This window comes from Aromatoleum diolicum (assembly GCF_012910955.1).
Taxonomy (GTDB): Bacteria; Pseudomonadota; Gammaproteobacteria; order Burkholderiales; family Rhodocyclaceae; genus Aromatoleum; species Aromatoleum diolicum.
In genome coordinates, this window is the sequence record NZ_WTVQ01000042.1 from 20,692 (window position 1) to 42,647 (window position 21,956).

A 21,956-nucleotide genomic window follows, 5' to 3' on the forward strand; every position below is an offset into this window, starting at 1 on the left:
TATGCCACAGGTAATCCCGCCGGTAGCCCCCATCGTGGGACCGCAGATGACCCTTGGCGGCGTGCCGCTTGACCTCGGCGCCTTGCCCCAAGCTGCGTCGCGCCCAGCAACGCCCCCGGCAGACCCCGGTAGACGCACGACGGCTCCCGCCGAAACGGACGGTGACCAACCGCCTACCTTAGCCAAACCCGCAAACCGCGTTGCCGCCCCGACGTCAGCTGGCCGCCATACCGAGCATGTCCTGTTCGACCGTCTTCCCGTCCAGATCCTTCTTGTGCCGGGACGGGAGCGTCTGGTGCGGTTCCCATTTGTGCCGCTGATCGGCGTGCCACCGTCCCTCCAGGGCCTCCTCGAGGTGCAGATCATCGAGGACACCGCTTACCTGACCGCCCACAGTCCAGTCCCTCGAACTCGACTGGTCGCCCATGCGATCGAAGGAGGCACGAAGCTACCCCTCGACGTCGAAGCGATCGACGGCAAGGACGTGAGGCCGATTCTTCAGGTTCATCTGCCGAACGAGGCCTCCGCCGACGATGACGATGCAGCGGCAAGCGCGGCGCGCGGCAACCCCGAACCCGCAGTGGGCATGATTCAGCTTACCCGCTATGCGGCCCACGTCCTCTACGCCCCGAGCCGTCTGATTCCCGCGCTCCCAGGCGTGCGTCAGGAGCCGGTTGACCGCAAGCCCGTGGAGGGCCTGTACCGTGGCGGCGAGGTTGAGACCGCGCCCTTGGGCGCGTGGTCCAGTGGCGCCCTCCATGTGACGGCAGTCCGCTTCACGAACCGCTCCACGCATCCAATCGAACTGGACATGGAACGTCTGCGCGGCCGCTGGATTGCCGCCACCCCACAGCATTGGCGGCTGTTGCCAAAAGGGTCCGAGGCGGACACCACGGCGGTGTACCTCATCTCCGACCGGCCGTACGCCACCGTGGCCCTGTGGCGATAGGACGCCGCCATGCAGATCGCCCAGAACAAGCTCGTTCCCGTATTGACCGCGGTTGCCCTGAGCGTGACGGGTTTCATCCTCTACAAGCAAGGTCGGGATCCGGGCGTACCGGCCGGGCCGCCAATGGCCACTGTGCCCGAGGCGCCACTGCCGCCCACGCAAAAAGGGGCGGATGCCGACACGCCGCAGGAAACGTTGAACACGGTCGTGGCGGCGTACAGCAAGCTGAACGAGCAAACACAGGCGCTCGTCGACGAGAACCGGCGACTCAGGGACGACAACGCGCGCAAACAACGCAGCGAGGACCGTATTCGTGAGCAGCTCCACCGGGAACTGCGCTCCGAACTCCTCACCGAGATGGAAGGCATGAAAGCGCGCGAGCCGTCCGGAAGCAAACCGCCCTCGTCAGGGCTGCTCAATTCGCCGCTGCTTGGCAATCTTCCTGCCGGTTTCGGCTTCGAGCATGCCGGTTCTGGATCCGGCGCTAACTCCGCGAATGCTTCAACCACCGCCATCGCGTCGGCATCTGCGACCCGCGTCCTGCCGCTGGGCTATCAGATCGGCAAGGGGACTGACGGCAAGGAAGGCGTCGTGCGCGAGCTGCCTCTTGCTGGGCCTACTGCCGCGCGTGCGCAAGCCGCCCCTGCGAAGCCGAAGAAGGCCGGTCCGGTCGTCACGCCCTTCTACACCGTCCCGGAAAACGCCACGCTGACCGGCGTCATCAACATGACGGCCATCGTCGGTCGGGTTCCCGTCGACGGCAAGGTCACCGACCCGATGCAGTTCAAGCTGCTGTTGGGTTCCGAGAACCTGGCTGCGAATGGGCACTACCTCCCACGCAACCTGAGTGGCGTGATGGTCTCCGGTATCGCGATCGGCGACATGACACTCTCGTGCGCCGAGGGGCTCATCCAGTCGCTGACGTTCGTCTTCAACGACGGCAACATTCACACGGTGAGCCGGCGCAACAACGGCACGACGCCTCTCTTCGGTGCGACTGGGGGCACGAGCGGCAACATGCCATCGCTGGCCGCCGCACCCAAGCTGGGCTGGATATCGGACCGCTACGGCAATCCCTGCATTCCGGGCGAGTTCGTCACCAACGCTCCGGCGCACCTCACGGACGCAGTGGGGCTCAGAACCCTTTCGATTGCTGCCGCGGCTGCCGCGGCAGCCCAAACAACCCAGACGGATAACGTCTTCGGCACCACCACCAGCCGGGTAAGCGGCGATCGCGGCACCTACATTCTCGGTCGGTCCCTCAGCGGCGGCGTCGATGAAGTCACGAGCTGGATCATGCGCCGCCTCAACAACTCTTTCGACGCCGTAGTGGTGCCCGCCGGCGGCGAAGTCGTTGTGCACATCGACACCGAGATCCCCATCGACAAGTCGTCCGACGCCCGCAAGCTCGACTACGGCAGGATCGACGACGCCTCGACCACGCACGCCGACATGCGAGGTAAATACTATGGACTGGACTGATGCTGCGCGCGCGGTACGAATAATTCCCGCACCGTTTGCCGTCGTCGCGCTCCTCACCGCCTGCAGTATCGCCGGCCCGCGAAGTTCGCCCCTTCCGCAGTCGGGACCGACGATGGAGCAGATCTACCGCGAGCGGGCCGGCGAGGCAGATCGCGATCGGGCGCGCGAAGCGCTTCCCTTGCGACCGTCGTCTGACGTGTCACCGGGGCCGGTGCGCGAAATGGCGATGCGTCAGATTGAGCGCCGCTTCGCCCGCCTCGCGAATCCCGATCTGTTCATGGTCGTGTTTCCCCACCTCGCCCAAGGCAAGTACCCCGTCCCCGGTTACGTGACTGCATTCCCGATGTACGAGCGGGTCGAGTACCTCCTCCCCGGTGAAGCGGACGCGCCGCGGCCGGCGTCACCACCGCTCCAGCCTGCCGCTGCACCGACACTTGGCAAGGCGGCAAGCCCCCAAGCGACCGCACAACCCTGACTACGGATGGACGACCATGTTCGGATTGATTCGCAGGCTCACATTCGCCCCACTTGAGGAGCAGTTAGCCAGCAAGCGGGACCTCCCGGCGGGCTCGTCCGGTACCGACCCCGGGCTGCGCCGACGGCCCTTCCGCGTTCACGACCGGCGGCGGCAGGCCGCGCGCCCGCCGAGTTTCACCGACCAGTTGCCGTGGATGGACTTCGAGCCGGCAACGCAAACCTTTGTCCTCGAGGACGGAGTCTCACGCGCGCTCCTATTCGAGCTCGACCCGCTGCCGAGCGAGGCCCGCACCGACCATTACCTGCAGGCGCGCTGTGCGGAAATCCAGTCCGCGCTGCAGGCTCTGCCCGAGTACGACGAGGTGCCGTGGGTGGTGCAGTTCTTCTGCAACGACGACACCGATCTCTCATGGGAAATCGAGCGCATGCGCGACTACATTCTCACAGTGCATGCGAAAGCACCCGACCGCGGTCGGCAGATCCTCGAGAGCGATTTCACGCGGCACTTCCTCGCCGAGATGGCTGAACACCTGGCGACGGTTTCCAGACCAGAGGGACTATTTACAGATGAAGGGGTATCGGGAAATCGCTGGAGGGGCCAACTGCGCCGCGTCCGTTGCGCAATCTATCGGCGCTTTCCGCCCGGATTCGACTCCTCCCGGGAGATGCTGGATCCCGTCGAGACGCTGCAGCAAACCGCCCGCGGGCTGATCTCCGGGCTGGCACAGGCAGGGGTCAAAGGGCGGCCAATGAACGCGTGTGACTTCTACGCCTGGCTCCTGCCATTCTTCAATCCAAAACCCGACTTCGCCGATACGGTCGGAGATCTGCTGCGCTTGTGCGCCTATCCGGGCGATGACAAAGCGGCCGACGGCATCGACTTGGGCGAATTGCTGTTGCTGTCGCCCCCGCGCTCCGATTCAAAGGCCGGTCTGTGGTTCTTCAATGACCGTCCAGTGCGCGCGTTGGCGCTGCAGTCATTGCGCCAGACGCCCGAGATCGGCCACTTCACGGCCGAGCGCCATCATGCCGACAAGCAGTTTGCCCGCTTCGACCGCCTTCCTGATGGAACGATGCTCTCGGCGACGGTGGTGATCACCCCGCAGGACACGATGCGTCGCCGCGTCGAGGCGATCAAGAGCGCCTCCCGCGCCAACACCATTGACGCGATCCACACCTTCGAGGAAGCGACCCAAGTCCTCGACAACCTGCGCACCGACAAGCTTTACCCGTTCTATCTGACACTTTTCGTGCGGGGCGAGGACACGAATCAATTGGGACGCTCAGTCGCCGAGATCACTGCCGCCATGCACGCGTCCGGACTCAAGTTCATTCAACCGATCGACGAACTTCAGGGCTGCGACGTCTTTCTGCGCGGGCTGCCGATGTGCTTTGACCCCCACTTCGACGCGACGCACCTGCGACGTACCCGGCTCACCTTCGCCTCCCAGATTGCTGCGCTTCTACCGCTTTATGGCCGGGCACGCGGATCCGGGAATCCAGGATTCTGGCTGTGGAACCGCGGTGGCGAACCGCTTCTTCTCGACCCCCTCAATCCGGCCGACCGAAACAAGAACGCTCATCTCCTGATGCTGGGCCCCACCGGCGCGGGGAAGTCGGCGAAGCTCAACTATCTCGCCATGCTCATGATGGCCATCTATCGGCCCCGATTGGTCATCGTCGAGGTCGGGAAGTCCTTCGGTTTGCTGGGCGAACATATGCGTGCCCGCGGGCTGAGCGTGCACCAGGTGGATCTAACGCCTGATTCCGACGTCAGCTTGCCGCCGTTTGCGATGGCCGCTCGCCTTGTCAGTCACGGGGAGCAGGCTATGGCCCAAGCGATGCAGTCGCCGGATCTCGATCCCGAATTCGGCGCGCACCCCGAAGCAATCGAAAACGTGCGGGACGACGAGGACGAAGACGGGGCCGACCCGAACAAGCGCGACATCCTCGGCGAGATGATCATCGCCGCGACCCTCATGATCAGCGGCGGCGAAGAAGTCGAAATACGCAAGATGAGTCGGGCGGACCGCTATCTGATTGCCCGCGCGATCCTTGCCGCGGCCCAACGAGCACGCGACCAGCAGCAACGCCATGCTCGGGCCGAGGACGTCGCCCGCGCCCTCATGGACATGCGCAATGACGACAGTCTGGGGGGCGCCCGCCGTGATCGTGCTGAGGAAATGGGGCAGGCGATGATGGTCTTCTGCGACGGATTGCGCGGGAAGCTCTTCAATCGCTACGGCACGACCTGGCCCGATGCCGACGTCACGATCGTCGAGATGGGAACCCTGGCGCAGGAGGGGTACGAGGATGCGTTGGCCGTCGCCTACACCTCGCTTGTCAATCACGTGCAGGCATTGGCCGAGGCGACCCAAAACGATCACCGCCCGATCATCTTCCTCACCGACGAAGGACACATCGTCACCACCAACCCGCTGCTCAACCTCTACGTCGTCAAGATCACCAAAATGTGGCGCAAGCTCGGCGCCTGGTTCTGGCTCGCGACCCAGAACATGAAGGATTTCCCCGATACCGCCTCGCGCATGCTCAACATGTGCGAGCACTGGATCCTGCTGACGATGGATCGCGACGAGATCGAGCAGGTCGCGCGCTTCCGGACGCTGACGCCGGAACAGCGCGCGCTGATGGAATCGGCGCGCAAGGAACCGCCGAAGTACACCGAGGGCGTATTCCTCGGCACGAAGCTGCAGGCGCTCTTCCGCAATGTCCCACCGCCGCTGGCGATCGCCCTCGCGATGACCGAGAAGCACGAGAAAGCGTGGCGCCAGGACCTGATGTCGCAGACCGGCGGCGCGGAGCTCGACGCGGCCTATGCGATTGCCCGGGAACTCGCCCGGCGGAGGGCCGCCTGATGGATTCGCGGAGCCTCGATGCCGGCGCGCTAACGCTCGCGGCGCAACTCGACCGCCTCGTCGCACAGAGCCTGGGCGCACGGCGCCACCGGCTCGTCTTCGTCGAGAGGCTCCCTGACGCGGCCTTCGCGCTGTGGGCACGAGCCAAGGCGGCCCGCGAGCCCGACGAAGTCGCCTATCTCGACCTCCTGGCCGACGGACCGAGCTTCGTGACCGGGCGCATCGTCGGCCTCGACGTATCGGGCGACGACCTCGATGAGGCGCTCAACGTTGTTCTGACCGGGCGATCCGTGGTCCTCGTGAGCGGCCTCGACCGGTCCCGCGCGCGTCTCGGTGAGCGGCTTTTCCGCTGGCTCGACTGGAGCGCGACCCACCTGCCGCTGACCGTCGCCAATACCCGCGAGGCGAACGCATACCTCGCGCACCTGCGTCACCACAACGTCGCCGTCGTTCAGATCCTCGACCGCCGCCTCTCCGCGGACGCCGCCGCCCTCGCCGGCCGCGCCATCCAATCGCGCCAGGACCCATGACCATGCGCAAAGCTTGTCTGACCCTGCTCTTCGTCGTCGCCTGCGTGGCGCCCGCGTCCCACGCCGGCGACATTCCCAGCTCGAGGTCGAACCTGTACTACCGCTTGGGCGGGGGCGATCCGGTCTCGCGCGCGCCGAACCCGGGCGGCGTGCCGTACAAGCTAGGGCTGTCCGGCGTCGCCAAGCTCAATTACTCCTGCGGCGCCTACGATTTCGAACTGTCGTTCCAGAAACTCATGAACCAGTTCGCGCAGCTCGGCACCCAGATGACCCAGGCCGTTCAGGCCGGCATCGCCGCGCTGCCGATGTACCTCTTCCAGCGCGCCTCCCCCGGCTTGTATGAGCTGTTCCAGACCTACGCGAAGAAGGCCGAGGTCGCGATCCAGCTCGCGACCAAGAGCTGCGAAGAGATGGAGGCGCAGATCAAGCAGGGCGAGGATCCCTACGAGGATTTCATTCGCATGGCGCGCGGCGAAGCGTGGAAGCAGGAGGCGACTAGGAACCAAGATGTGGTACTTGCGAAGGAGAACGTCGCGGTCAAGAACGGGAACGATGGCGTCACATGGCTTGGAGGCGTAAAGGCCGGTGGCCTGGCACAAAAACCGATCAGGATCGTCTTCGACACCATCTATGGCGGCTTCAACGTCACCATGGGCCAACCACCAACCGCCGCAGGCGCAGCGTATGCATCGGCGAAGCTGACCGAGACCTTCCCGACCGCCGACAAGGCCGCCACCTATGCGACCGACGTACTTGGCGATCTGGAGATTTATACCTGCAAGGACAACAGTTGCCTGCCTCCCCAGTCGAAGATGGGCCTTGGCCTCGTACAGCAGTTCGAACTCGAGATCCCGACGACGAAGACCCAGGTCGAGACCCTGTTCGAAACTACCGTGCCGAAAGGCAGCGACCTCAAGGCGGCGTCGGCCCCCGGGGTGCTGGTCACGCGCGAACTTGTGGACGCGATCCGCGAACTGCCGCCGGTCGAGCGGCGCATCGCGCAGGACCGGCTCGTACAGGACGTCGCGCTGGCACGCACGGTCGACAAGGCCCTGATCGTCCGCAATCTCCTGCTCACGGGGCGGATGATCCCCGAGGTCTACAAGACCGCCAACACGCAGATCGAGTCCAAACTCGCCGAGCTGAACCGGCATATCGACGACGTGTTGTACGAGTCGAACGTTCGTAAACGCGTCATCTCCGAAACCGCCGCCACCCTCATCGACAGCTACCAGGCCACGCGCGCCGCATCCGCCGCGAACTCGGTTCAACCGCCCGTCGATCGCAAGCCCGTCATCGACGGCAGGGTGAAGAAATGACCGTCCGTGAACTGCGTCCGCCGCAGCGCGCGCGCCGTCTCGCGCGCCCGGTCGCGGTCGGCGTTGCCTTGGTCGCCTTCGTGGTCCTGGCGCTCTTCGCTTTCGGCACATACGACGAGTGGGCCACGGTGCATCGCGGTGTCCGGCACCTGAAGCCATATCTCGTCGCGCTCCAGTGCCTCGCCATCGCCGCCCTGTGGTTCGCATGGCCGTGGCTCGTCAGGCGGTTGACGCGTTGGCCGGACGACGCCCGCGCGGCCCTGCTCGCTGCACGCCATCGGATCTGCGCAGGGCTCATCGTCATCGAACTCGTCGTCGTCCTGGGCGTCCCGTTCAGCCTCTTCTAGAAGGTGCACGGCCATGAGCGTGGATAGCTACCTCGAACTCTTCACCACGATGTACGGATGGGCGTTCGCCGGCGTGATCCGCGACGTGCTCGTGGACACCGGCCTCATCTTCCTGCCCTTCCTCTTCATCCTGATCGGCACCTGGTTGCATGCACATCAGATGAACGGCGCCGAGGGCGCGGACGCGGCCTGGATGGTGCGCACGATGGAGGTCGAGTTCTGGACCGCCGTATTCGTGCTGGCGTTCTGCTTTACCCCGGTCGGCACCAGCCTGCAGAACGTGAACCTCCACCACACGCCGCCGGCGACGACCCTCAACGCCGCGCCGGTGACGGCCACCGGCGCGAGTTCCGACAGCACGTTCGACGATGCCTTCAACGGCGTGCCGCAGCAGCTCGCCCTGCCGCCATGGTGGTTCACCGTCATGAGTCTGTCGGCGGGATTCAACGATGCGGTGAAGGGTGGCATCTCGGGCGGCCTGAGTGGTTTCCGGCAAGTCGAGGAGCTCGCGCGAACCGCCGCCGTCGAAGACCCGACGATGCGCGCCGAAGTGCAGCGCTTCTACAACGAATGCTACCTGCCGGCGCGCTCCCGGTATCTCACGGATGAGGCGTCGCCGGAAGCGGCCGCCGCACTCGCCAGCTACGGGGAGGCCGACCCGGACTGGATCGGCAGCCATGCGTTCCAGGCCGACCCGAACCTCTACGCCGCACTGTACGCGCGAGCGGGGGTGCCGGGGTTCGCGCTCGACGTTGGCGACGCGGATGCCGACATGGACGCAAACACGGTGATGCCCCAGCACGGGCGGCCGACCTGCCTCGAATGGTGGACCGACGCATCCAGCGGTTTGCGTACGCGCCTCGCCAACAACATCGGCATCGTCGGCACTCCGCCCGAGACCCTGCCGCAGCGAATCGCGGTGCTCTTCAGCGCCGTCGCGGCCGACAAGCGCGAGGACGGCCTTGCGCGTCTCGCGATGGGACGCTCGAATCCCAGCCTGGCGCCGGAGACACTGCTCCCCGAAGACAATCGCGCCTGGTTCCAGGCCCTCAGCGGCGCCGCCGCCGATGTCGCGGGGATGGCCGGGATGGTGAACAAGGCAATCGACACCCAGGCCGCACGGTTTCCGATCATCCAGTTCGCGCTCTTCGCCCAGCCCCTGATTCTCATGGGGATCTATATGTTCCTGCCGCTGATCCTCGTCTTCGGGCGCTACAGCCTCAACGTGATGTTCCTCGGCGCGCTGGCGATCTTCACGGTCAAGTCGTGGGCCTTGATGTGGTACATCGCGCTGTGGCTCGACGAGCACTTGTGGGTGGCGATGTATCCCGGCGCGGAATCGATGCTTTTCAACATCCTGCACCTGGAGTTCGACACCGCCCTCAAGCGGTCGACGCTCAACACCCTGCTCATCGGGCTGTATCTCGGCCTGCCCCTGATATGGAGCGGGATGATGGGGTGGGCGAGTTTACACGTGATGCATGGCATCGATGCCATGAAGCAAAGCGCGATCGGCGCCGGGATGACTGCAGGCCAAACCGGCACCCGGATGGTCGGCGGCACCGTCGGTCGATTCGGGCGCACTTTAGGCGCCGCGAAAAGCGCAAGGCGCTGAGGGGGCAGGACGATGACGTCTTCCGCCGTGATGTCCTTCTCAGTAGTGGACGATCGGAGCCCCCGAATAGGCGCCCACTGGCTCGCCATTCCTGCCGGCGGTGACCGGTTCGCGACCATACATCGTGTAAGCGGCGCGCGCCCTCTCCTCACCGTCAAAGAGCCCTCGGTGAGAACTCGCTGCATCTTCGTCAAATATCAAATCTTGGGAATCCCGACGTCCGGATCCGCCAGACATCACAGTCCCGATGATCTCCAGCACAGCGCCCAGCAAGGCGAGCACCCACCCGGAATCCGTGCCGCTCGCGCGCGCATCTCTGTCCATAGTCCCTCCTTTACGAGGAATGATCCTATGCCAACAGCCCATCGTGAAACATACGCCGCGGTGCGTGGAACGTCGACCCCACGGATGTTCCATGTTGTAAGCGTCGCCCTCCTCTCTCTCGGCCTGTCGGCATCGGCCGGTTTCGCCGCCGGGCCCGAGGGCGCGGCGCAGGACATCAAGGCGGCGATCGCCCGCCACACAAACGGCGAGGTGACGCCAGATTCCGTGGCTGCGACGCCCGTTCCGGGCATCTTTGAAGTGACGAATGGCATGGACGTCTTCTACGCCGATGCAACGGGTCGCTATGCCTTCATCGATGGCCGCCTGATCGACACGCTCGAGAAGCGGGATTTGACGCAAGCGAAGCTCGCCGCGCTCGCTGCGATTTCGTTCGACGATTTGCCGCTCGATCTGGCGCTCAAGACCGTACGCGGCGACGGCTCGCGCAAGCTCGCCGTGTTCGAGGACCCGGCCTGCCCGGTGTGCCGCTCGATGCAGCCTGCACTCGCTCGCCTCGACAACGTGACGATCTATGCCTTCACCTATCCAGTGATCTCGCCCGATTCGATCCCTGCCGCGGTCGCGACCTGGTGCAGCGCACAGGATGTGCGCGAGTCGCGCTGGCAAGCCTACATGGACGGCGCGCCCGTGCCGAAACAAATCGAGCCGCACTGCGAAGAGGCGATGCAGGTCGTCAGGCGCATCGTCGATTTCGGCCGCGCGCGCGGGATCCGCAACACGCCGACAATGGTGCTCGGAGATGGGCGCCGCGTGCTTGGCGCGATGCCCGCCAAGGAACTCGAAGAGGCCCTGGCGCGCGCCGGCGCGCGCACGGCTACCGGCAAGCCATGAAGCGCGCAGACATCACCGCCACTCGCGTATTCCTCCTCCTGGCCGTGCTCGCCGCGGGGCGCGGCCACGCCCACGAGCACGTCGAGGTCTTTCAGCTTTCCACTCAGCAGGTTCGCGGCACCGACGGCGCAACCGTTCATTACATGGATAGCATCGAACGCGTGACGAAGGCGCTGTCGGTCGGGCTGCCGCCCTCGACTCAGCAAGCGGCTGCGCTTGCCAAAGAACGCTTCTCGGCACTGTCCGGCGCAGACCGGCAAAGCATCGAAGCCGGTGCGCGAGCGCTGGATCTCGCCGCGCGTTATCGATTGACGAAGGTGCCGGCGATCGTCTTCGATCAACGCGCAGTGGTCTATGGCGTGCCCGACGTGGATGCGGCACGAACGACGTATCGCGCCTGGCGGGCGCGCGGTCACTGAATGGCAAGGCGCGTCGAGATGATTTCCCATCGCTACCCTCCACCCCGTACCATCCGAGCCTTCATGTGCATTGCGGCGCTTGCTCACGCGCCGCTCTCCGCCGCAATCGAATTTACGACCACTGCGGCGCTATTTGCGCAGGCGATCGCCAGTTACCCCTCGTGCGCGTTCTTGCACATCTCCGGCATCTGTTTCTGGCTCTTCTGCACGCCGTTCGGATGCGACATCAAGACTTCGACCCGGTTCAGCCACTTCGCCCCCGATCTCGTGGTGAGTACCTACCACGATGTCGCGACCCATCCTTGGCCCGAGATCGGCATACCGCTTGCCGCGGCGACGAGGAGCACGATCGGTGCGCTGCTCGGGAAGCCCCTGTCGGATAGCGCCGGGACGCGATCGCGCGGAGACCGCACCGACAAGGCCCGGCGCTTTCGCGATGCCGACGCCATCGGCCACCCGGCGACGAGCATCGGCCCCTGCCCGACCGCAGTCAGCCCCTTCGGGCCCTACTTCATGTCCACGCTGGACGCGCTGGTGTGGCGCTCCTATCTCCCGGCGGAGTTGCTATTCCCGGCATCCTGGATCCCCGGTATGCGCGAGGTTGGCATGTGGCCGGCCAACACCTGGGGCAACGTATATCCACGGACTGGTGAGGTGGTGCAGCAGCACGAGGTGAAGGGCGCGGCGGTCCTGTCGCAGCGCATCGCCGATTTCATCACTCGACCCGGACAGCCCCACGTTTACACACACGTGTCGTCCGCCACGCTGGCAGTCCGTGGCAGCCGGCTCGTGTGGGATCCGCCGCCTGCAATGGAGATGAACCCGATGGGTGGCTTGTGGCAGATGAATGTCGCAGTGCCCACCGGTTGCCACGTGTTTGGCCTGAACGACACCGCAAGCCCGGTCTCATACGGCGACGCGATGACGACGAACTCGGGGAGCTACGCCTATACGCTGTGGCGGCCCTATGCCTGCTGTCGAGTCAGGGGCGTCTTCATCGGCCACATCCAATTCGGACTCTGGTGATGACATGAAACGCACCCTGATCCTTTCTCTTGCCCTGCTGATCGCCGCCCCCGTCGGGTCCGCAGAGCCCCCCGTCATGCCGGCAATTGTCATCCATGACGGAGGCGGCGTGTCGCTGGTCCCCGATTTGGCGAATGACGAGGGGGACGCCCGCGAGACGCCCCCCTCACAGCAGCCGACCTCGCCGCGGCAAATACCCTCCATGCCGGCTTTCCCGGTCGCCTCGACGAAGGCTGGCCCCGGTCGACTGTTGCAGAACCCGATGCCGGCCCGGCTGCCGGGCGGACCAGGCGCCCCGTTCTTCGTCGTCGGCGACGACGCGCCGTCCCGCAAGTGGCTGCAGCTCAACGCCGGGCGGCTTCAGGCACTCGGCGCGCGCGGTATCGTCGCTGCCGTGGCAACCGAGGCCGACTTCGCGCGCCTGCGCGCGCTGGCCGCCGTGCACATGGTACCGATGCCCGCCGACGCGCTCCTGGAGGCCGCCGGCATCCGCGTCTGGCCGGTGCTGATTGGTGCCGATGGTTCCATTTCCCAGTGAGGAGACTCGGCATGCTGCCACCGAAACTGTTCCCGTACGCATCTGCGTTTGTCGCGATCCTCTACGTCGGCTTGGTTCACGCCGACGAGAAGTCCGCGACGCTTGCCGCCGCGCTCTTCGCGAACGTGCCGGCCGCAGCATTGCCCCCGCCAGATCGCGTCGCGATCGCCAACCTGACGCCGCTGGCGCTCAAAGGCGGCCAGTTCATCAGCACCCTCCACGGCTGCGACCGCGAGCCAATGGATCCCGAGGCGCGCGTGGAGGATCTGAACGGCGACCGGACGCCCGAAGTGTTCGTTGTGGCCGGCAACACCTGTACTTCAGGCATGACCGGCATCAGCGTCTGGCTTTACGCCAGACAGCGCGATGGCACATGGATTCAGCTGATGGATGTGATCGCGCCGGCGTACCGCGTCCTGCCGTCCACGAGCCACGGCTGGCGCGATCTCGGACTCGCCAGCCGGACCTCGTCGTGCACTGGGGTGTGGCGGCTGGGTGACGACGGCCGCTATCGCTACACGCGATCTGAAGCCGCCGATGGCGGCCCGTGTCCAGACCGTCAGTAGGAAACCGCCATGACGAGATCCCGTCTTCGCCCCGGTACCCGCTTCCTGTATCTGCTGCTCCTCGTTGCCGGATTGGCATGGGCCAGCATCACCTACGTCGATTTCCTGCGGGCACTCGGCGAGCGCGAAAGCAGCATAAGGCCGGACGTGATCATCGGTTCGGGCTACGCCGGGCTGTTCCAGTTCGGCGAATCCGCGCTGAAGGACGTGGGCCTCTACACCGGCGATGCCACCCCAAAGAAGAACGACTGGAAAGGCAGCTTCAGCGGCAAGTACGGCGTGACGTCGCTCGTTGAGTTCCTCGCGAACCCGGATGCGCAGGTCCAGGCGGTCACCGCCTACCACGCCCAGGCCTGGCGCACCCTCGCCAGCACCTACGGCGCGGAGAGGTACCTCGGCACGACGATCAACGGAATCGAGATCACCCAGTCCGGACTCGTCGCTGCAGCCCATCTGCTCGGCGCCGGAACGGTCGGAGAGTGGCTCAAGGCGGGCGGCACGACGAACCCCGCCGACGGCAACGGCACGACGCTCACCTCGTACCTATCCAACTTCGCCGGCTACACGCTGAGTGCCACCGCCCCGACCTACGCCGCACTGCGCGCCGCCGATCCGACCGGCGGCACCACGAGCACGGGCTACGTCTACACCAATCCGCCTCTGAGGTCGTCCGGCAGCGGATCGGGCGCCGTCGCGCTGCTCACCCCCCGTAACAGCCACGGCTTTACCTCCGCGGCGCAGGGCTTCCATGCCGCCACCGGCTACCAGATGGGCAAGGTGCGGGATCTCCTGGTTGGCCTCGCGACAACTGTCGTGCTGACGTGGATGGCCTACGTCGTGATCAGCAAGTGGCACGCATTCAGCGGCGGCGCCGAAACAATTCGTGAAATGACGTACGACATTCTTCGGGCTATGGTAGTGACATCAATCGTCCTGCTTCTGATGGTCTAGGACAGCTGGAGGATCACCGATGAAACTCGTAATTTGCCTCGTTGCCGCATTCGCGGCGTGGGTGTCGCCCGTTTGGGCGGACGTGCTCGATGGCGTGATCTTCGGCGCGAAGTGCATGGGGGCGGACGATCCGCAGGCGTGCGAGGACCGCTCGAAGCGCGAGGCCAACGAGACGCGCGAGCGGATGCGGCAGCAGTCCGGTGCGACGGGAGTACAAGCTAAAGGGAGCACCGCCACTGCCGGCGGAGATACCCTCGGCAAGAAGATCTATCGCAACTGGCGAGAGAACGCTGTCTGCCAAGCGTTCGCGAAACGCTCGTCCCGCGACGTCGATACGACCTACGCGCGCGCCATGAGCCGCTACAGCTTCATGACTCCGAATCAAGCAAAGAGCCTTTCGGGAACCGGCGAGTGGGGACTTCAAATTGCCGGCTATCTGCATGAAACCACGCCCGGCGCACTGTATCGCCTGGAACAGGTGGTGCATTCACTCGACGTGGCCAATGGGCAGCGCCAGTACAAGCTGATCCTGGAACTCGCGCGCGACGGCTCCGGTACGCGCGTAACCGGCCAGTATTGCGTGACCACCGACGATCCCGCCGGCTGGCAGGACTTGCCGCCCAAGGTGCTCTCGAGTCTCAACTCCACCTTCTGAACCTGAGGAGCGTCCCGCCATGCCTGACGAAGAACGTCCTTGCCCCCACTGTCGTGGCGCCTGTGAGACCCGAGTACTGACGGACCGCGCCTGCCACAGTTGCGGCGGAAGCGGCCGAGACAGAGGTTCGTCCCACGAGTACTGCCGAGCCTGCAACGGGCGGGGGACCGAATCGAGCTGGGAGTTCCAGCCGTGCGCCGCCTGCAACGGCCACGGCTATGTCCGTGCGTAGGGGCCTCCCCGTCCGCCGGCGACGCTCAATGATGAGGCGCGGGTGCAGGTGCCCGGCCGGCAAGCGTATTCGCGACTTGTCCACAGCGCCATCCCCAGTTTCTGTGGACAAGCGGTTTCGTGCTGCGCCGGCCGTGCGGCCAAGCCATGAAGGCGCTACAGCGCAGGCGTTTGAAATTGCTCGAGATGGCGAGCACAGCCATGGGTAACCAACTGAAGGGAGGCTGATCGTGCGTAATGACTGGCCGTCGAGTTGGGGCGCGGAACGGACTGCATTGTTCAACTTCTTCTCGATCCATGCGGTCGCCGCGGGTGACACCGTCGAGATCTATAAGGGGATCGCGAAAATTGCGGTCATTCCCATCGACATTGACTTCACCGTGCTGCGAAAAGCCCTTCCACTATTGATCGACAGCTACGAATTGGGGGCGAAGGCCGGGCGCGAGAGCTTGGCGACAGAGTTCCGGGCTCTTCTTGGCGTGATTGGTCGCCGTGATTGACGCCACCCCGCGTGACCGCGCGCGAGGCTGGATCGCAGGCACTGTGTTAATTTTGGATACCGAAACGTCCCATCCCGAAGGAATTATGGATGCCAATTAGGACTGGATTATCGGGACTGGACTATCGGCATTGCAGGTGCGTCAGAACCCGACTACGATATGAAAGTAGTTCAGCCGAAAGGCTGCCAGCGTCCGGTCAGCCCCTGCAACCGGAACAGCCTTCGGGCTCGGGGTCACGTTCGTCAGTTCATGTCAGTCCCTTGGGGAGCTACTCCCCATGCGGGACACGGCGCTCCCCATTTTTCCGAGGAGATGCCGGTGATGGCCTTCTATTCTTCCCCTACTTCCCTTGCTGATGCCGCACTGCTCGAGCGCTTCTTCGGCCCGGAGGCCGAGGACGTCTGGGAGAGCTGCAGCGGATCGTGGACCCAGGTCGTTGGGCTTGCCCGCGAGCCCCACACTCCCGCCTGGGAGGCTTTGGCATGTTCGCTCGAGATCCTGCAACGGAGTTTCGCTGAGGATCTGACCACGCGCGATGTGCTCGACTCCCCGGCTATCGTCAAACAGTTCCTCCGCACGTTTTTCGCGGGACGCCCCTACGAGGTCTTCGTGGTTCTGTATCTCAATGCCCGCAATCATCTCATTCGCGCCGAGGAGGCGTTTCGCGGCACCTTGACGCAAACGAGTGTCTATCCGCGCGAGATCGTGCGGCGAGCGATCGAGCTCCATGCCGCAGCGGTGATTTTTTCGCACCAGCATCCGTCTGGAGCGTGCGAGCCCTCCACCGCCGACGAGGCCCTCACGCGGATCCTCAAGTCCGCACTGGCCTTGGTTGACGTAAACGTGCTGGACCATTTCGTCGTTGCGGGCAACTCGACCGTTTCCTTTGCCGAGTCGGGCCGGCTGTAACACGCAGCGCTCGCCGATCGGCATACGTATTAATTGGCCGGAACCCTGCCTTTCCGACCTCCCCTCCAACCTGCTGCGGCCCAGACGCCTTGTGCGTGTGGCCGCTTTTCTCAAGATCTAAGGATCCTGAGAAAAGCGGCTACGCCGCCCACCCCTGGGAACGTGCCGGCCCCTTGCCGGCGCTTGTCAGGCTGCCGTCAAAGCGATAAATTCAATGTGCCGGCCAAACGGCACACTGCCGCATCCAAAGACGCGCGGATCCCTCGCTCGCTCCCCACTCGCTTTCGCATCACTTCCTTGCTTGTCACGTTGCGCTACGCGCTGCGCCGACCTCTGTCCTGAATCCCCACGCGTCGCCGATCCATGAGTTCCTCATGACCATCGGCAGGCCGAGCCCGGAAACACGAACGCAAGGAGAAGCAGATGAAGCAGGATTTCCCCGGATCACAGGGAAGGCGGCGAGTCAAAGCACGCGCTGCGCACTCGTTCAGGCCAGACCCGTACTCTGAGTGCACCGGAGCAGCCTCCCACCTCGTACGAATCGAGGACATCGCGCACGCCCTGGCAAGCACCTGCTGCTTCGCCGGCCAAACGAAGATCTTCTATTCGATCGCGCAGCACGACTACCTCGTCAGCATGATCGTGCCGCCGCAAGATGCGCTCGCGGCACTGTTGCTCAACGCTGGGGAGGCACTCAAGCAACTGCACCGGGAATGCCTCGAGACTGAGGGTCATGTGGCCACTGACGTTCTGACGACGCTCGGCGTACCGACCCACCTCCCGCCGACTGTCAAGCATGCCGATCTCGTTCTGCGGGCGACCGAACTCCGCGATCTCGGCCGGCCATACGATAACGCGTTGACTGATATTGATGAGGTCAGGCCGCTGGTGCTAAGGATCCAGCCGCTGCCACCCATCGTGGCGAAGCACCTCTTCCTCGATCGCTACAATGAGCTCCGCCCGAAGGAGGATCCGAGGCGATTCCCTACCGCGGAGGGAGCATCATGAAACAGGATGCCTTCTTGCCCGTTCCGGATGCTGTCTGGGAGAGCCTCCATTCTCACCGGGCCGGTAGTCTCGCCCGTGGAGCCAAGGGCTTCGGTTGGGCTGCCTCGCACGCTACCAAACGGCGCCTTGGACGGGAGATGGCAGCGGCCGTTCACAACGCAGGGGCCGTTCACCACCCAGAATTTCGCTGCCCCGCGATCGCTGTGGGATTCCGAGAACTACCCGGCATACTTAGGCTCGACGACAACGATTCGATGGAGCACTCCGCCGACGACGGGGCCCCGGATGCGCTCGGTGTCGTCGCGGTCGTGATCGCGGCGGGCGAAACATCCTTCGACGCCGCATCACTGGACGCGATCGTGCTACCCGTTAGGCGAACGGTTATGGAGGACGTCTTAGAACAGGAGCAAATAGGGAAAGTTGGGAGCGAAGGATGACGAAGACTGCCCATACGTCAATCAAGCGAATCTTCATCGACCTGCCGACCGTCGCCGAAGTCGTCGCGCTGTCCGAATCCACGATCCAGGAGCTCGTCCGCCTCGGGCAATTCCCAGCGCCTCGGCAGACCTCTGGCCGCCGCGTCGGCTGGCTCGTCCGAGAAGTCGAGCAATGGGCCGAGAGCCGCCCTGCGTCGTCCCTGCCGCCGCCTCCGAATACGGGGGCGAAGAAGCCGCGCAAGGGGGCCGAACAGCGGGCCGCCTGAAATGCCGGTCCTACCTCCGGCGTCGCAGAAACGACAGCCAACGGGGTCAAACATGTGTCGAGGGCGGTCGCCGATAGCACCGGAAGGGCGAGGGAAAGCCTTATGGGAGTTCTCGATATGAACGGCGATGGTCAGGTGTTGATCTGGAAGACGTAGTCCACGTGGGAAAACAGACAAGAAGGGCTTTAAAGCGGAGTCCAACACAAACCGGAAAAACAGGGGAGTGATGCCACGCCGGTTTTCGGATAGTGGCGTGTGGATGCCAGACTGATCGGGGGGGGCAACTGGCGAACGCCGAAGGGTGGTCCATTCCGTGTTGGGATGGGGACACGCGGAATCCGTCAAGGCAACTGAGCAACAGGGCTGACCGAACAAGGCCTCGATATTGCTGGATCAGCCGTGGTGATGAGCCCGCGAATTACGACGCCAAATGCGCGACGGTCACGACTGCAACCCGAACGGCGATCCGAAACGACACGCGGGCGTTCGACTCAACCGCGCGCGTGATGGCCCCAACCGGCCGACAAACTCGACTTCCGGTCAAATTCCGACGGCCTGGAGGAGCGCATCGGTCACCCCCGCCAGCCCACGCCCAGTCACCCCGAATCGCACGCCGGCGTGCGGCATCTGCTGGTACACGCAGTATCCCGGTGCACCTGAGAAGGAGTCATGCAACAGCGGCTGTTTCCCCAAAAAGTAGCCAAAGAAGGTTTCACAACGGCGCGAGGCATAGCCGAGGTTCGCACTGAAGCCGATCGTGGCGGCCTGATTGATCCGGCGGCCGGCTTCGGCGGGCTCCACCCGCACGCCGCGGCAGCCCTTGACGATCAGGGTCACTGGGCCATGAAACACCAAATACCGAAGCTGTAGCGTCAGCCACGCGTGGAGGCTGAACAGGCGCCAGTGGCTGGTGATCCTCACCGGGTTATCGCGTGCGTGTAGGACACCAACCAGATAGCGCGGCTGCAATACGAGCGCTGAACCCTCTGGCAAGACTAAGGCTTCAATGTCGCTCAGGGCGTCTCGGGCGGCGGTCAGCTCCACGGACGCGGAAACGTCCGAGTTCATGCGGGTGACTGCATAAAGGCCCGAGGCGAGACTTGCAATCCAGTAGCGTCCGCTCAGGAACCACTTGGTGCTACTTGCGCTGACGCCGTGGCTGCTGAGGAGATATTCCGGGTGAACAAGCAATTCGGTGTCGGGGGCGACCTGGACGATAAGTGAGGCCGAGGAAGTCTGCTTTCCCGCAGTCATCTCGGGAGCCTTCGTGCGATCCAGCACTCCCGTCGATTCCGGTAGCAACGCGGCGCCTCGCCGGCCGGAGGCGAGTGGCGCGATAACGAAATAGAAGAAGGCCTTGATCGCAACAGGCACGGCGATGACTCCCAAAATGATGATTAGAGCCTTCGGGATGCCTGTCTCCATATCATCTCGCATCGTCGTGAACTCGGCGCCCAGCCAGTTGCGCCGCAATTCGTCCTCCACAGCCCCCTTCGCCTTATGCAGGGATTCGACGACGTGCTCCGGCGAGATATGCGAGACATCCAATGACGCGAGGATTTCCTTGGGCGCCGTGATCGCCTCGACGCGCCGCTTCTGCGCGTTATAGGCCTCGGCGGCGTCCGCGTTCTCGTTGCGCAGGCGCACTTTCTCGGCTCGCAGGGCCTCCAGTCTCTTGAAATCAGGCGTGAAAGGGACATAACGGAATTTATACCCGTCCTCCCTGATCAGCCGGCGCTGTGCGTCCTCGTTCTGCCAAAGCCGCTGATACGCAGCCACGTGAACCAGCCGCCGTCGCTCCAGTTCCTTTGCAGCCCCCAGAAGCGTCCGGGCATGGTCACTGAGTCTCGTCCGACTCGCGACAATCGATTCAAGATGATGCCTCTCCTGACGCAGCAGATTTGCGTGCAACTCGCGTCGGGCTTCGGATTTGAGCGCATCCCCATCGATCTGCAGGGAACCGAACCCGGGCTTGATCAGCGCTGCGGGCTGAGGGCCGCCGAGCCTCTGAAGCTGCCGGTCGATCTCGGCGATGCGCTCGCGAAGCTTGTCGGATGTTGCCTGCTCCAATTCGCGGACGCGCGCGAGCGCCTTGCCTTTCTCGTCGTCGACGGCGCTCAGGATGAAAGTCTGCGCATCCTCCAGCGACCGAACAGCCGATTGATTTCGATCGAAATTATCGATCGCGTAGGTGACATGGCGAATGGCCCGGGGGACGACTGCGATGCTCACGAGCACGAGGAGCAGCAACAGCAGGTGGCGTCCGATCCATGCGGCTGTTGTTCTTACCAGGCTCACGTTATCGTCTTCCGCAGTGTGATGCGGGACCGCCCATTAGCCATAGCTGCAACGGGAAGGCCGCGTTCGATGTTACACAACCGCCGTCATGCTGCCCCTGCCGAAGTTGCTTGTCGAGGGCATACTACTCATGCGGCTTGATCAAGGCAGGAACGTGCGAGGGCGCCCAGTCGGTCAGCCTGCGACTGCGTGGCCGTTGCGCGGGCGAAGTTGTAGCTCGACGGTCCCAGGACGGCGACAAAGGTCTGCGCGCGCGACCTCGCCGGTCTCGGCATCGACGATCGGCACCGTGTCCCCGGCGTAGTCGACGAAGACTTTCTTGCCGGCGCGGCAGACCTGGTGCATCGAACGCTTCAGGCGCCTGACGAAGTAGCCATACAGGTCGCACCCGTGCGAATATCGGTACGTGGGACCATCGGCCGCCGGCACGTACTCTTCCCACAGCAGCGCGACCGTGACTTCTTGCGCTTGAGGCCCTGATGCACCGCAGCCAGACCCAGCGCCGCGTATCCGGGGATCACACCCCGCGGCCCGGGGGCGCACCCAAACACTGGCGCAGCTGCGCCTCGTCGGCACCGGCCAGTTCGGTCCAGCTGCGGCTGCGTCCTCGGCCGCCTTCACATAATTGGCGACCACCCCTTTCGAAATCGACAGCGCCCGCACAATACGCTCATGCGACAGCGCACAGTCGCACTTAAGCCGCTAGACCTTCTCGACCTTGTGTGCATGGCAATCCGTTCAGCCGGCATCCCCTCGCTCCGCGCATAACTGCGTGAGGATTGTCGCGACGAAGGTTGCTGCCACGCTCGGCCCGCACCGACCTTCCGAGTTGATCGTGATCGGCCATTCCGACAATTGCCATATCGGTCACGATCAGATCGGAATCGCCGGTCACGATTCCGGAATCAGCGGTCACACCCTTCTCGGAATCGGCGGTCACGGTAGGTCAAAATCCGCACTTTCCCACAACCGGTCGACTGCCCCTCCACTCGACCTAGGGATATTGTCGGAAACCCGTCACGCTGCTGGCGCACGGGCGTCTGGCCGGCCGGACCATGCGGTCAGCGAGTTGTCGCTATTGGGCGGCTTCCGACCCAGACCTGCCCGTCGAGCACTTTCGAAGCGGCCATTCGCCTCAACACCCGACGCAGTGGAAGCTGCCGTTCGTTGCGCCAAGGCGATGTGGGCGCCTGAGCGGCAGGTTTGAAGTCGGACCAGTCAGTAAGGGTAGGATGGCGCCGGTCGGCCACCGGCCGAGGCTGTGTAAAAACGGTCGATGTTGTATGATATCTGCATTGTTATCAGCGTGATCAGTGACCATGAAGCGCTTCGTCGAAGGTCAGAGCCGCACACAGGAGGCGCTGCTGCCCGAGAGGCTGGA

At 64.3% G+C, this 21,956-nt stretch carries 21 protein-coding genes and 1 pseudogene; 20 read left to right on the forward strand and 2 right to left on the reverse strand.

Annotated elements, in window-relative coordinates:
* Window positions 1–46: 46 nt before the first annotated feature.
* The 20 genes from GPA25_RS19080 (at window position 47) to GPA25_RS19175 (ending at window position 18,277) form a co-directional block, all read left to right on the forward strand.
* Window positions 47–949, forward strand: a complete 903-nt coding sequence (locus GPA25_RS19080) for a TIGR03749 family integrating conjugative element protein (protein ID WP_246265880.1) — start codon at window positions 47–49, stop codon at window positions 947–949.
* Window positions 950–958: 9 nt separating this feature from the next.
* On the forward strand, window positions 959–2,431 hold the full coding sequence (locus GPA25_RS19085; protein ID WP_169261988.1) for a TIGR03752 family integrating conjugative element protein: 1,473 nt from the start codon (window positions 959–961) through the stop codon (window positions 2,429–2,431).
* A complete protein-coding gene (locus GPA25_RS19090) occupies window positions 2,418–2,906 on the forward strand; it encodes a TIGR03751 family conjugal transfer lipoprotein (protein WP_169261989.1) in 489 nt (162 codons plus the stop codon). Before GPA25_RS19085 ends, GPA25_RS19090 begins: the two co-directional genes overlap by 14 nt.
* A 16-nt stretch (window positions 2,907–2,922) precedes the next feature.
* Entirely contained in the window at window positions 2,923–5,784 is a 2,862-nt protein-coding gene (locus GPA25_RS19095) for a conjugative transfer ATPase (protein ID WP_169261990.1), read from the forward strand.
* A complete protein-coding gene (locus GPA25_RS19100; RefSeq protein WP_169261991.1) occupies window positions 5,784–6,314 on the forward strand; it encodes a hypothetical protein in 531 nt (176 codons plus the stop codon). Before GPA25_RS19095 ends, GPA25_RS19100 begins: the two co-directional genes overlap by 1 nt.
* A 2-nt stretch (window positions 6,315–6,316) precedes the next feature.
* Entirely contained in the window at window positions 6,317–7,633 is a 1,317-nt protein-coding gene (locus tag GPA25_RS19105) for an integrating conjugative element protein (RefSeq protein WP_169261992.1), read from the forward strand.
* Entirely contained in the window at window positions 7,630–7,980 is a 351-nt protein-coding gene (locus tag GPA25_RS19110) for a hypothetical protein (RefSeq protein WP_169261993.1), read from the forward strand. Before GPA25_RS19105 ends, GPA25_RS19110 begins: the two co-directional genes overlap by 4 nt.
* 13 nt (window positions 7,981–7,993) lie before the next feature.
* Complete coding sequence (locus tag GPA25_RS19115) at window positions 7,994–9,595, forward strand: conjugal transfer protein TraG N-terminal domain-containing protein (RefSeq protein WP_169261994.1); 1,602 nt, start codon at window positions 7,994–7,996, stop codon at window positions 9,593–9,595.
* Between the two features lie 351 nt (window positions 9,596–9,946).
* Window positions 9,947–10,771 carry a DsbC family protein gene (locus tag GPA25_RS19120; RefSeq protein ID WP_169261995.1) on the forward strand — a complete coding sequence of 275 codons (825 nt, stop codon included), beginning with the start codon at window positions 9,947–9,949 and terminating at the stop codon, window positions 10,769–10,771.
* Window positions 10,768–11,190, forward strand: coding sequence for a TIGR03757 family integrating conjugative element protein (locus GPA25_RS19125; protein ID WP_169261996.1), 423 nt, complete (start codon window positions 10,768–10,770; stop codon window positions 11,188–11,190). Before GPA25_RS19120 ends, GPA25_RS19125 begins: the two co-directional genes overlap by 4 nt.
* A gap of 18 nt (window positions 11,191–11,208) precedes the next feature.
* Complete coding sequence (locus GPA25_RS19130) at window positions 11,209–12,216, forward strand: TIGR03756 family integrating conjugative element protein (RefSeq protein ID WP_169261997.1); 1,008 nt, start codon at window positions 11,209–11,211, stop codon at window positions 12,214–12,216.
* 4 nt (window positions 12,217–12,220) lie between these two features.
* Window positions 12,221–12,754: a PFL_4695 family integrating conjugative element protein gene (locus tag GPA25_RS19135; RefSeq protein ID WP_169261998.1), complete on the forward strand. Its 534-nt coding sequence runs from the start codon at window positions 12,221–12,223 to the stop codon at window positions 12,752–12,754.
* Between the two features lie 11 nt (window positions 12,755–12,765).
* The gene (locus GPA25_RS19140) at window positions 12,766–13,320 is read left to right on the forward strand and encodes a hypothetical protein (RefSeq protein ID WP_169261999.1); all 555 of its coding nucleotides are present in this window, start codon (window positions 12,766–12,768) and stop codon (window positions 13,318–13,320) included.
* 9 nt (window positions 13,321–13,329) lie between these two features.
* Entirely contained in the window at window positions 13,330–14,271 is a 942-nt protein-coding gene (locus GPA25_RS19145) for a DUF3262 family protein (protein WP_169262000.1), read from the forward strand.
* A gap of 19 nt (window positions 14,272–14,290) precedes the next feature.
* Complete coding sequence (locus GPA25_RS19150; protein WP_169262001.1) at window positions 14,291–14,926, forward strand: hypothetical protein; 636 nt, start codon at window positions 14,291–14,293, stop codon at window positions 14,924–14,926.
* A gap of 461 nt (window positions 14,927–15,387) precedes the next feature.
* Window positions 15,388–15,657: a hypothetical protein gene (locus tag GPA25_RS19155; RefSeq protein WP_169262002.1), complete on the forward strand. Its 270-nt coding sequence runs from the start codon at window positions 15,388–15,390 to the stop codon at window positions 15,655–15,657.
* A gap of 321 nt (window positions 15,658–15,978) precedes the next feature.
* Window positions 15,979–16,566 carry a JAB domain-containing protein gene (locus GPA25_RS19160; RefSeq protein ID WP_246265882.1) on the forward strand — a complete coding sequence of 196 codons (588 nt, stop codon included), beginning with the start codon at window positions 15,979–15,981 and terminating at the stop codon, window positions 16,564–16,566.
* A gap of 423 nt (window positions 16,567–16,989) precedes the next feature.
* The gene (locus tag GPA25_RS19165) at window positions 16,990–17,574 is read left to right on the forward strand and encodes a metal-dependent phosphohydrolase (RefSeq protein ID WP_169262004.1); all 585 of its coding nucleotides are present in this window, start codon (window positions 16,990–16,992) and stop codon (window positions 17,572–17,574) included.
* The gene (locus tag GPA25_RS19170) at window positions 17,571–18,011 is read left to right on the forward strand and encodes a hypothetical protein (RefSeq protein WP_169262005.1); all 441 of its coding nucleotides are present in this window, start codon (window positions 17,571–17,573) and stop codon (window positions 18,009–18,011) included. Before GPA25_RS19165 ends, GPA25_RS19170 begins: the two co-directional genes overlap by 4 nt.
* A complete protein-coding gene (locus GPA25_RS19175) occupies window positions 18,008–18,277 on the forward strand; it encodes a helix-turn-helix transcriptional regulator (RefSeq protein ID WP_169262006.1) in 270 nt (89 codons plus the stop codon). The genes GPA25_RS19170 and GPA25_RS19175 overlap by 4 nt, the downstream gene beginning before the upstream one ends.
* A gap of 540 nt (window positions 18,278–18,817) precedes the next feature.
* Here GPA25_RS19175 and GPA25_RS19180 read toward each other — a convergent pair.
* Together GPA25_RS19180 and GPA25_RS19185 are read right to left on the reverse strand one after the other, a co-directional pair.
* Complete coding sequence (locus GPA25_RS19180) at window positions 18,818–20,575, reverse strand: hypothetical protein (RefSeq protein ID WP_169262007.1); 1,758 nt, start codon at window positions 20,573–20,575, stop codon at window positions 18,818–18,820.
* 149 nt (window positions 20,576–20,724) lie between these two features.
* Window positions 20,725–21,324, reverse strand: a pseudogene (locus GPA25_RS19185) (IS21 family transposase); the annotation flags it as partial.
* Window positions 21,325–21,956 lie beyond the last annotated feature (632 nt).

Bases quoted from the DNA above. Each gene is read 5' to 3' on its own strand.
- GPA25_RS19105 (WP_169261992.1), top strand. From the start codon at position 6,317: ATGCGCAAAGCTTGTCTGACCCTGCTCTTCGTCGTCGCCTGCGTGGCG.
- GPA25_RS19125 (WP_169261996.1), top strand. From the start codon at position 10,768: ATGAAGCGCGCAGACATCACCGCCACTCGCGTATTCCTCCTCCTGGCC.
- GPA25_RS19085 (WP_169261988.1), top strand. From the start codon at position 959: ATGCAGATCGCCCAGAACAAGCTCGTTCCCGTATTGACCGCGGTTGCC.
- GPA25_RS19080 (WP_246265880.1), top strand. From the start codon at position 47: ATGACCCTTGGCGGCGTGCCGCTTGACCTCGGCGCCTTGCCCCAAGCT.
- GPA25_RS19130 (WP_169261997.1), top strand. From the start codon at position 11,209: ATGATTTCCCATCGCTACCCTCCACCCCGTACCATCCGAGCCTTCATG.
- GPA25_RS19175 (WP_169262006.1), top strand. From the start codon at position 18,008: ATGACGAAGACTGCCCATACGTCAATCAAGCGAATCTTCATCGACCTG.
- GPA25_RS19135 (WP_169261998.1), top strand. From the start codon at position 12,221: ATGAAACGCACCCTGATCCTTTCTCTTGCCCTGCTGATCGCCGCCCCC.
- GPA25_RS19140 (WP_169261999.1), top strand. From the start codon at position 12,766: ATGCTGCCACCGAAACTGTTCCCGTACGCATCTGCGTTTGTCGCGATC.
- GPA25_RS19090 (WP_169261989.1), top strand. From the start codon at position 2,418: ATGGACTGGACTGATGCTGCGCGCGCGGTACGAATAATTCCCGCACCG.
- GPA25_RS19120 (WP_169261995.1), top strand. From the start codon at position 9,947: ATGCCAACAGCCCATCGTGAAACATACGCCGCGGTGCGTGGAACGTCG.
- GPA25_RS19165 (WP_169262004.1), top strand. From the start codon at position 16,990: ATGAAGCAGGATTTCCCCGGATCACAGGGAAGGCGGCGAGTCAAAGCA.
- GPA25_RS19145 (WP_169262000.1), top strand. From the start codon at position 13,330: ATGACGAGATCCCGTCTTCGCCCCGGTACCCGCTTCCTGTATCTGCTG.
- GPA25_RS19115 (WP_169261994.1), top strand. From the start codon at position 7,994: ATGAGCGTGGATAGCTACCTCGAACTCTTCACCACGATGTACGGATGG.
- GPA25_RS19095 (WP_169261990.1), top strand. From the start codon at position 2,923: ATGTTCGGATTGATTCGCAGGCTCACATTCGCCCCACTTGAGGAGCAG.
- GPA25_RS19100 (WP_169261991.1), top strand. From the start codon at position 5,784: ATGGATTCGCGGAGCCTCGATGCCGGCGCGCTAACGCTCGCGGCGCAA.
- GPA25_RS19160 (WP_246265882.1), top strand. From the start codon at position 15,979: ATGGCCTTCTATTCTTCCCCTACTTCCCTTGCTGATGCCGCACTGCTC.
- GPA25_RS19110 (WP_169261993.1), top strand. From the start codon at position 7,630: ATGACCGTCCGTGAACTGCGTCCGCCGCAGCGCGCGCGCCGTCTCGCG.
- GPA25_RS19150 (WP_169262001.1), top strand. From the start codon at position 14,291: ATGAAACTCGTAATTTGCCTCGTTGCCGCATTCGCGGCGTGGGTGTCG.
- GPA25_RS19170 (WP_169262005.1), top strand. From the start codon at position 17,571: ATGAAACAGGATGCCTTCTTGCCCGTTCCGGATGCTGTCTGGGAGAGC.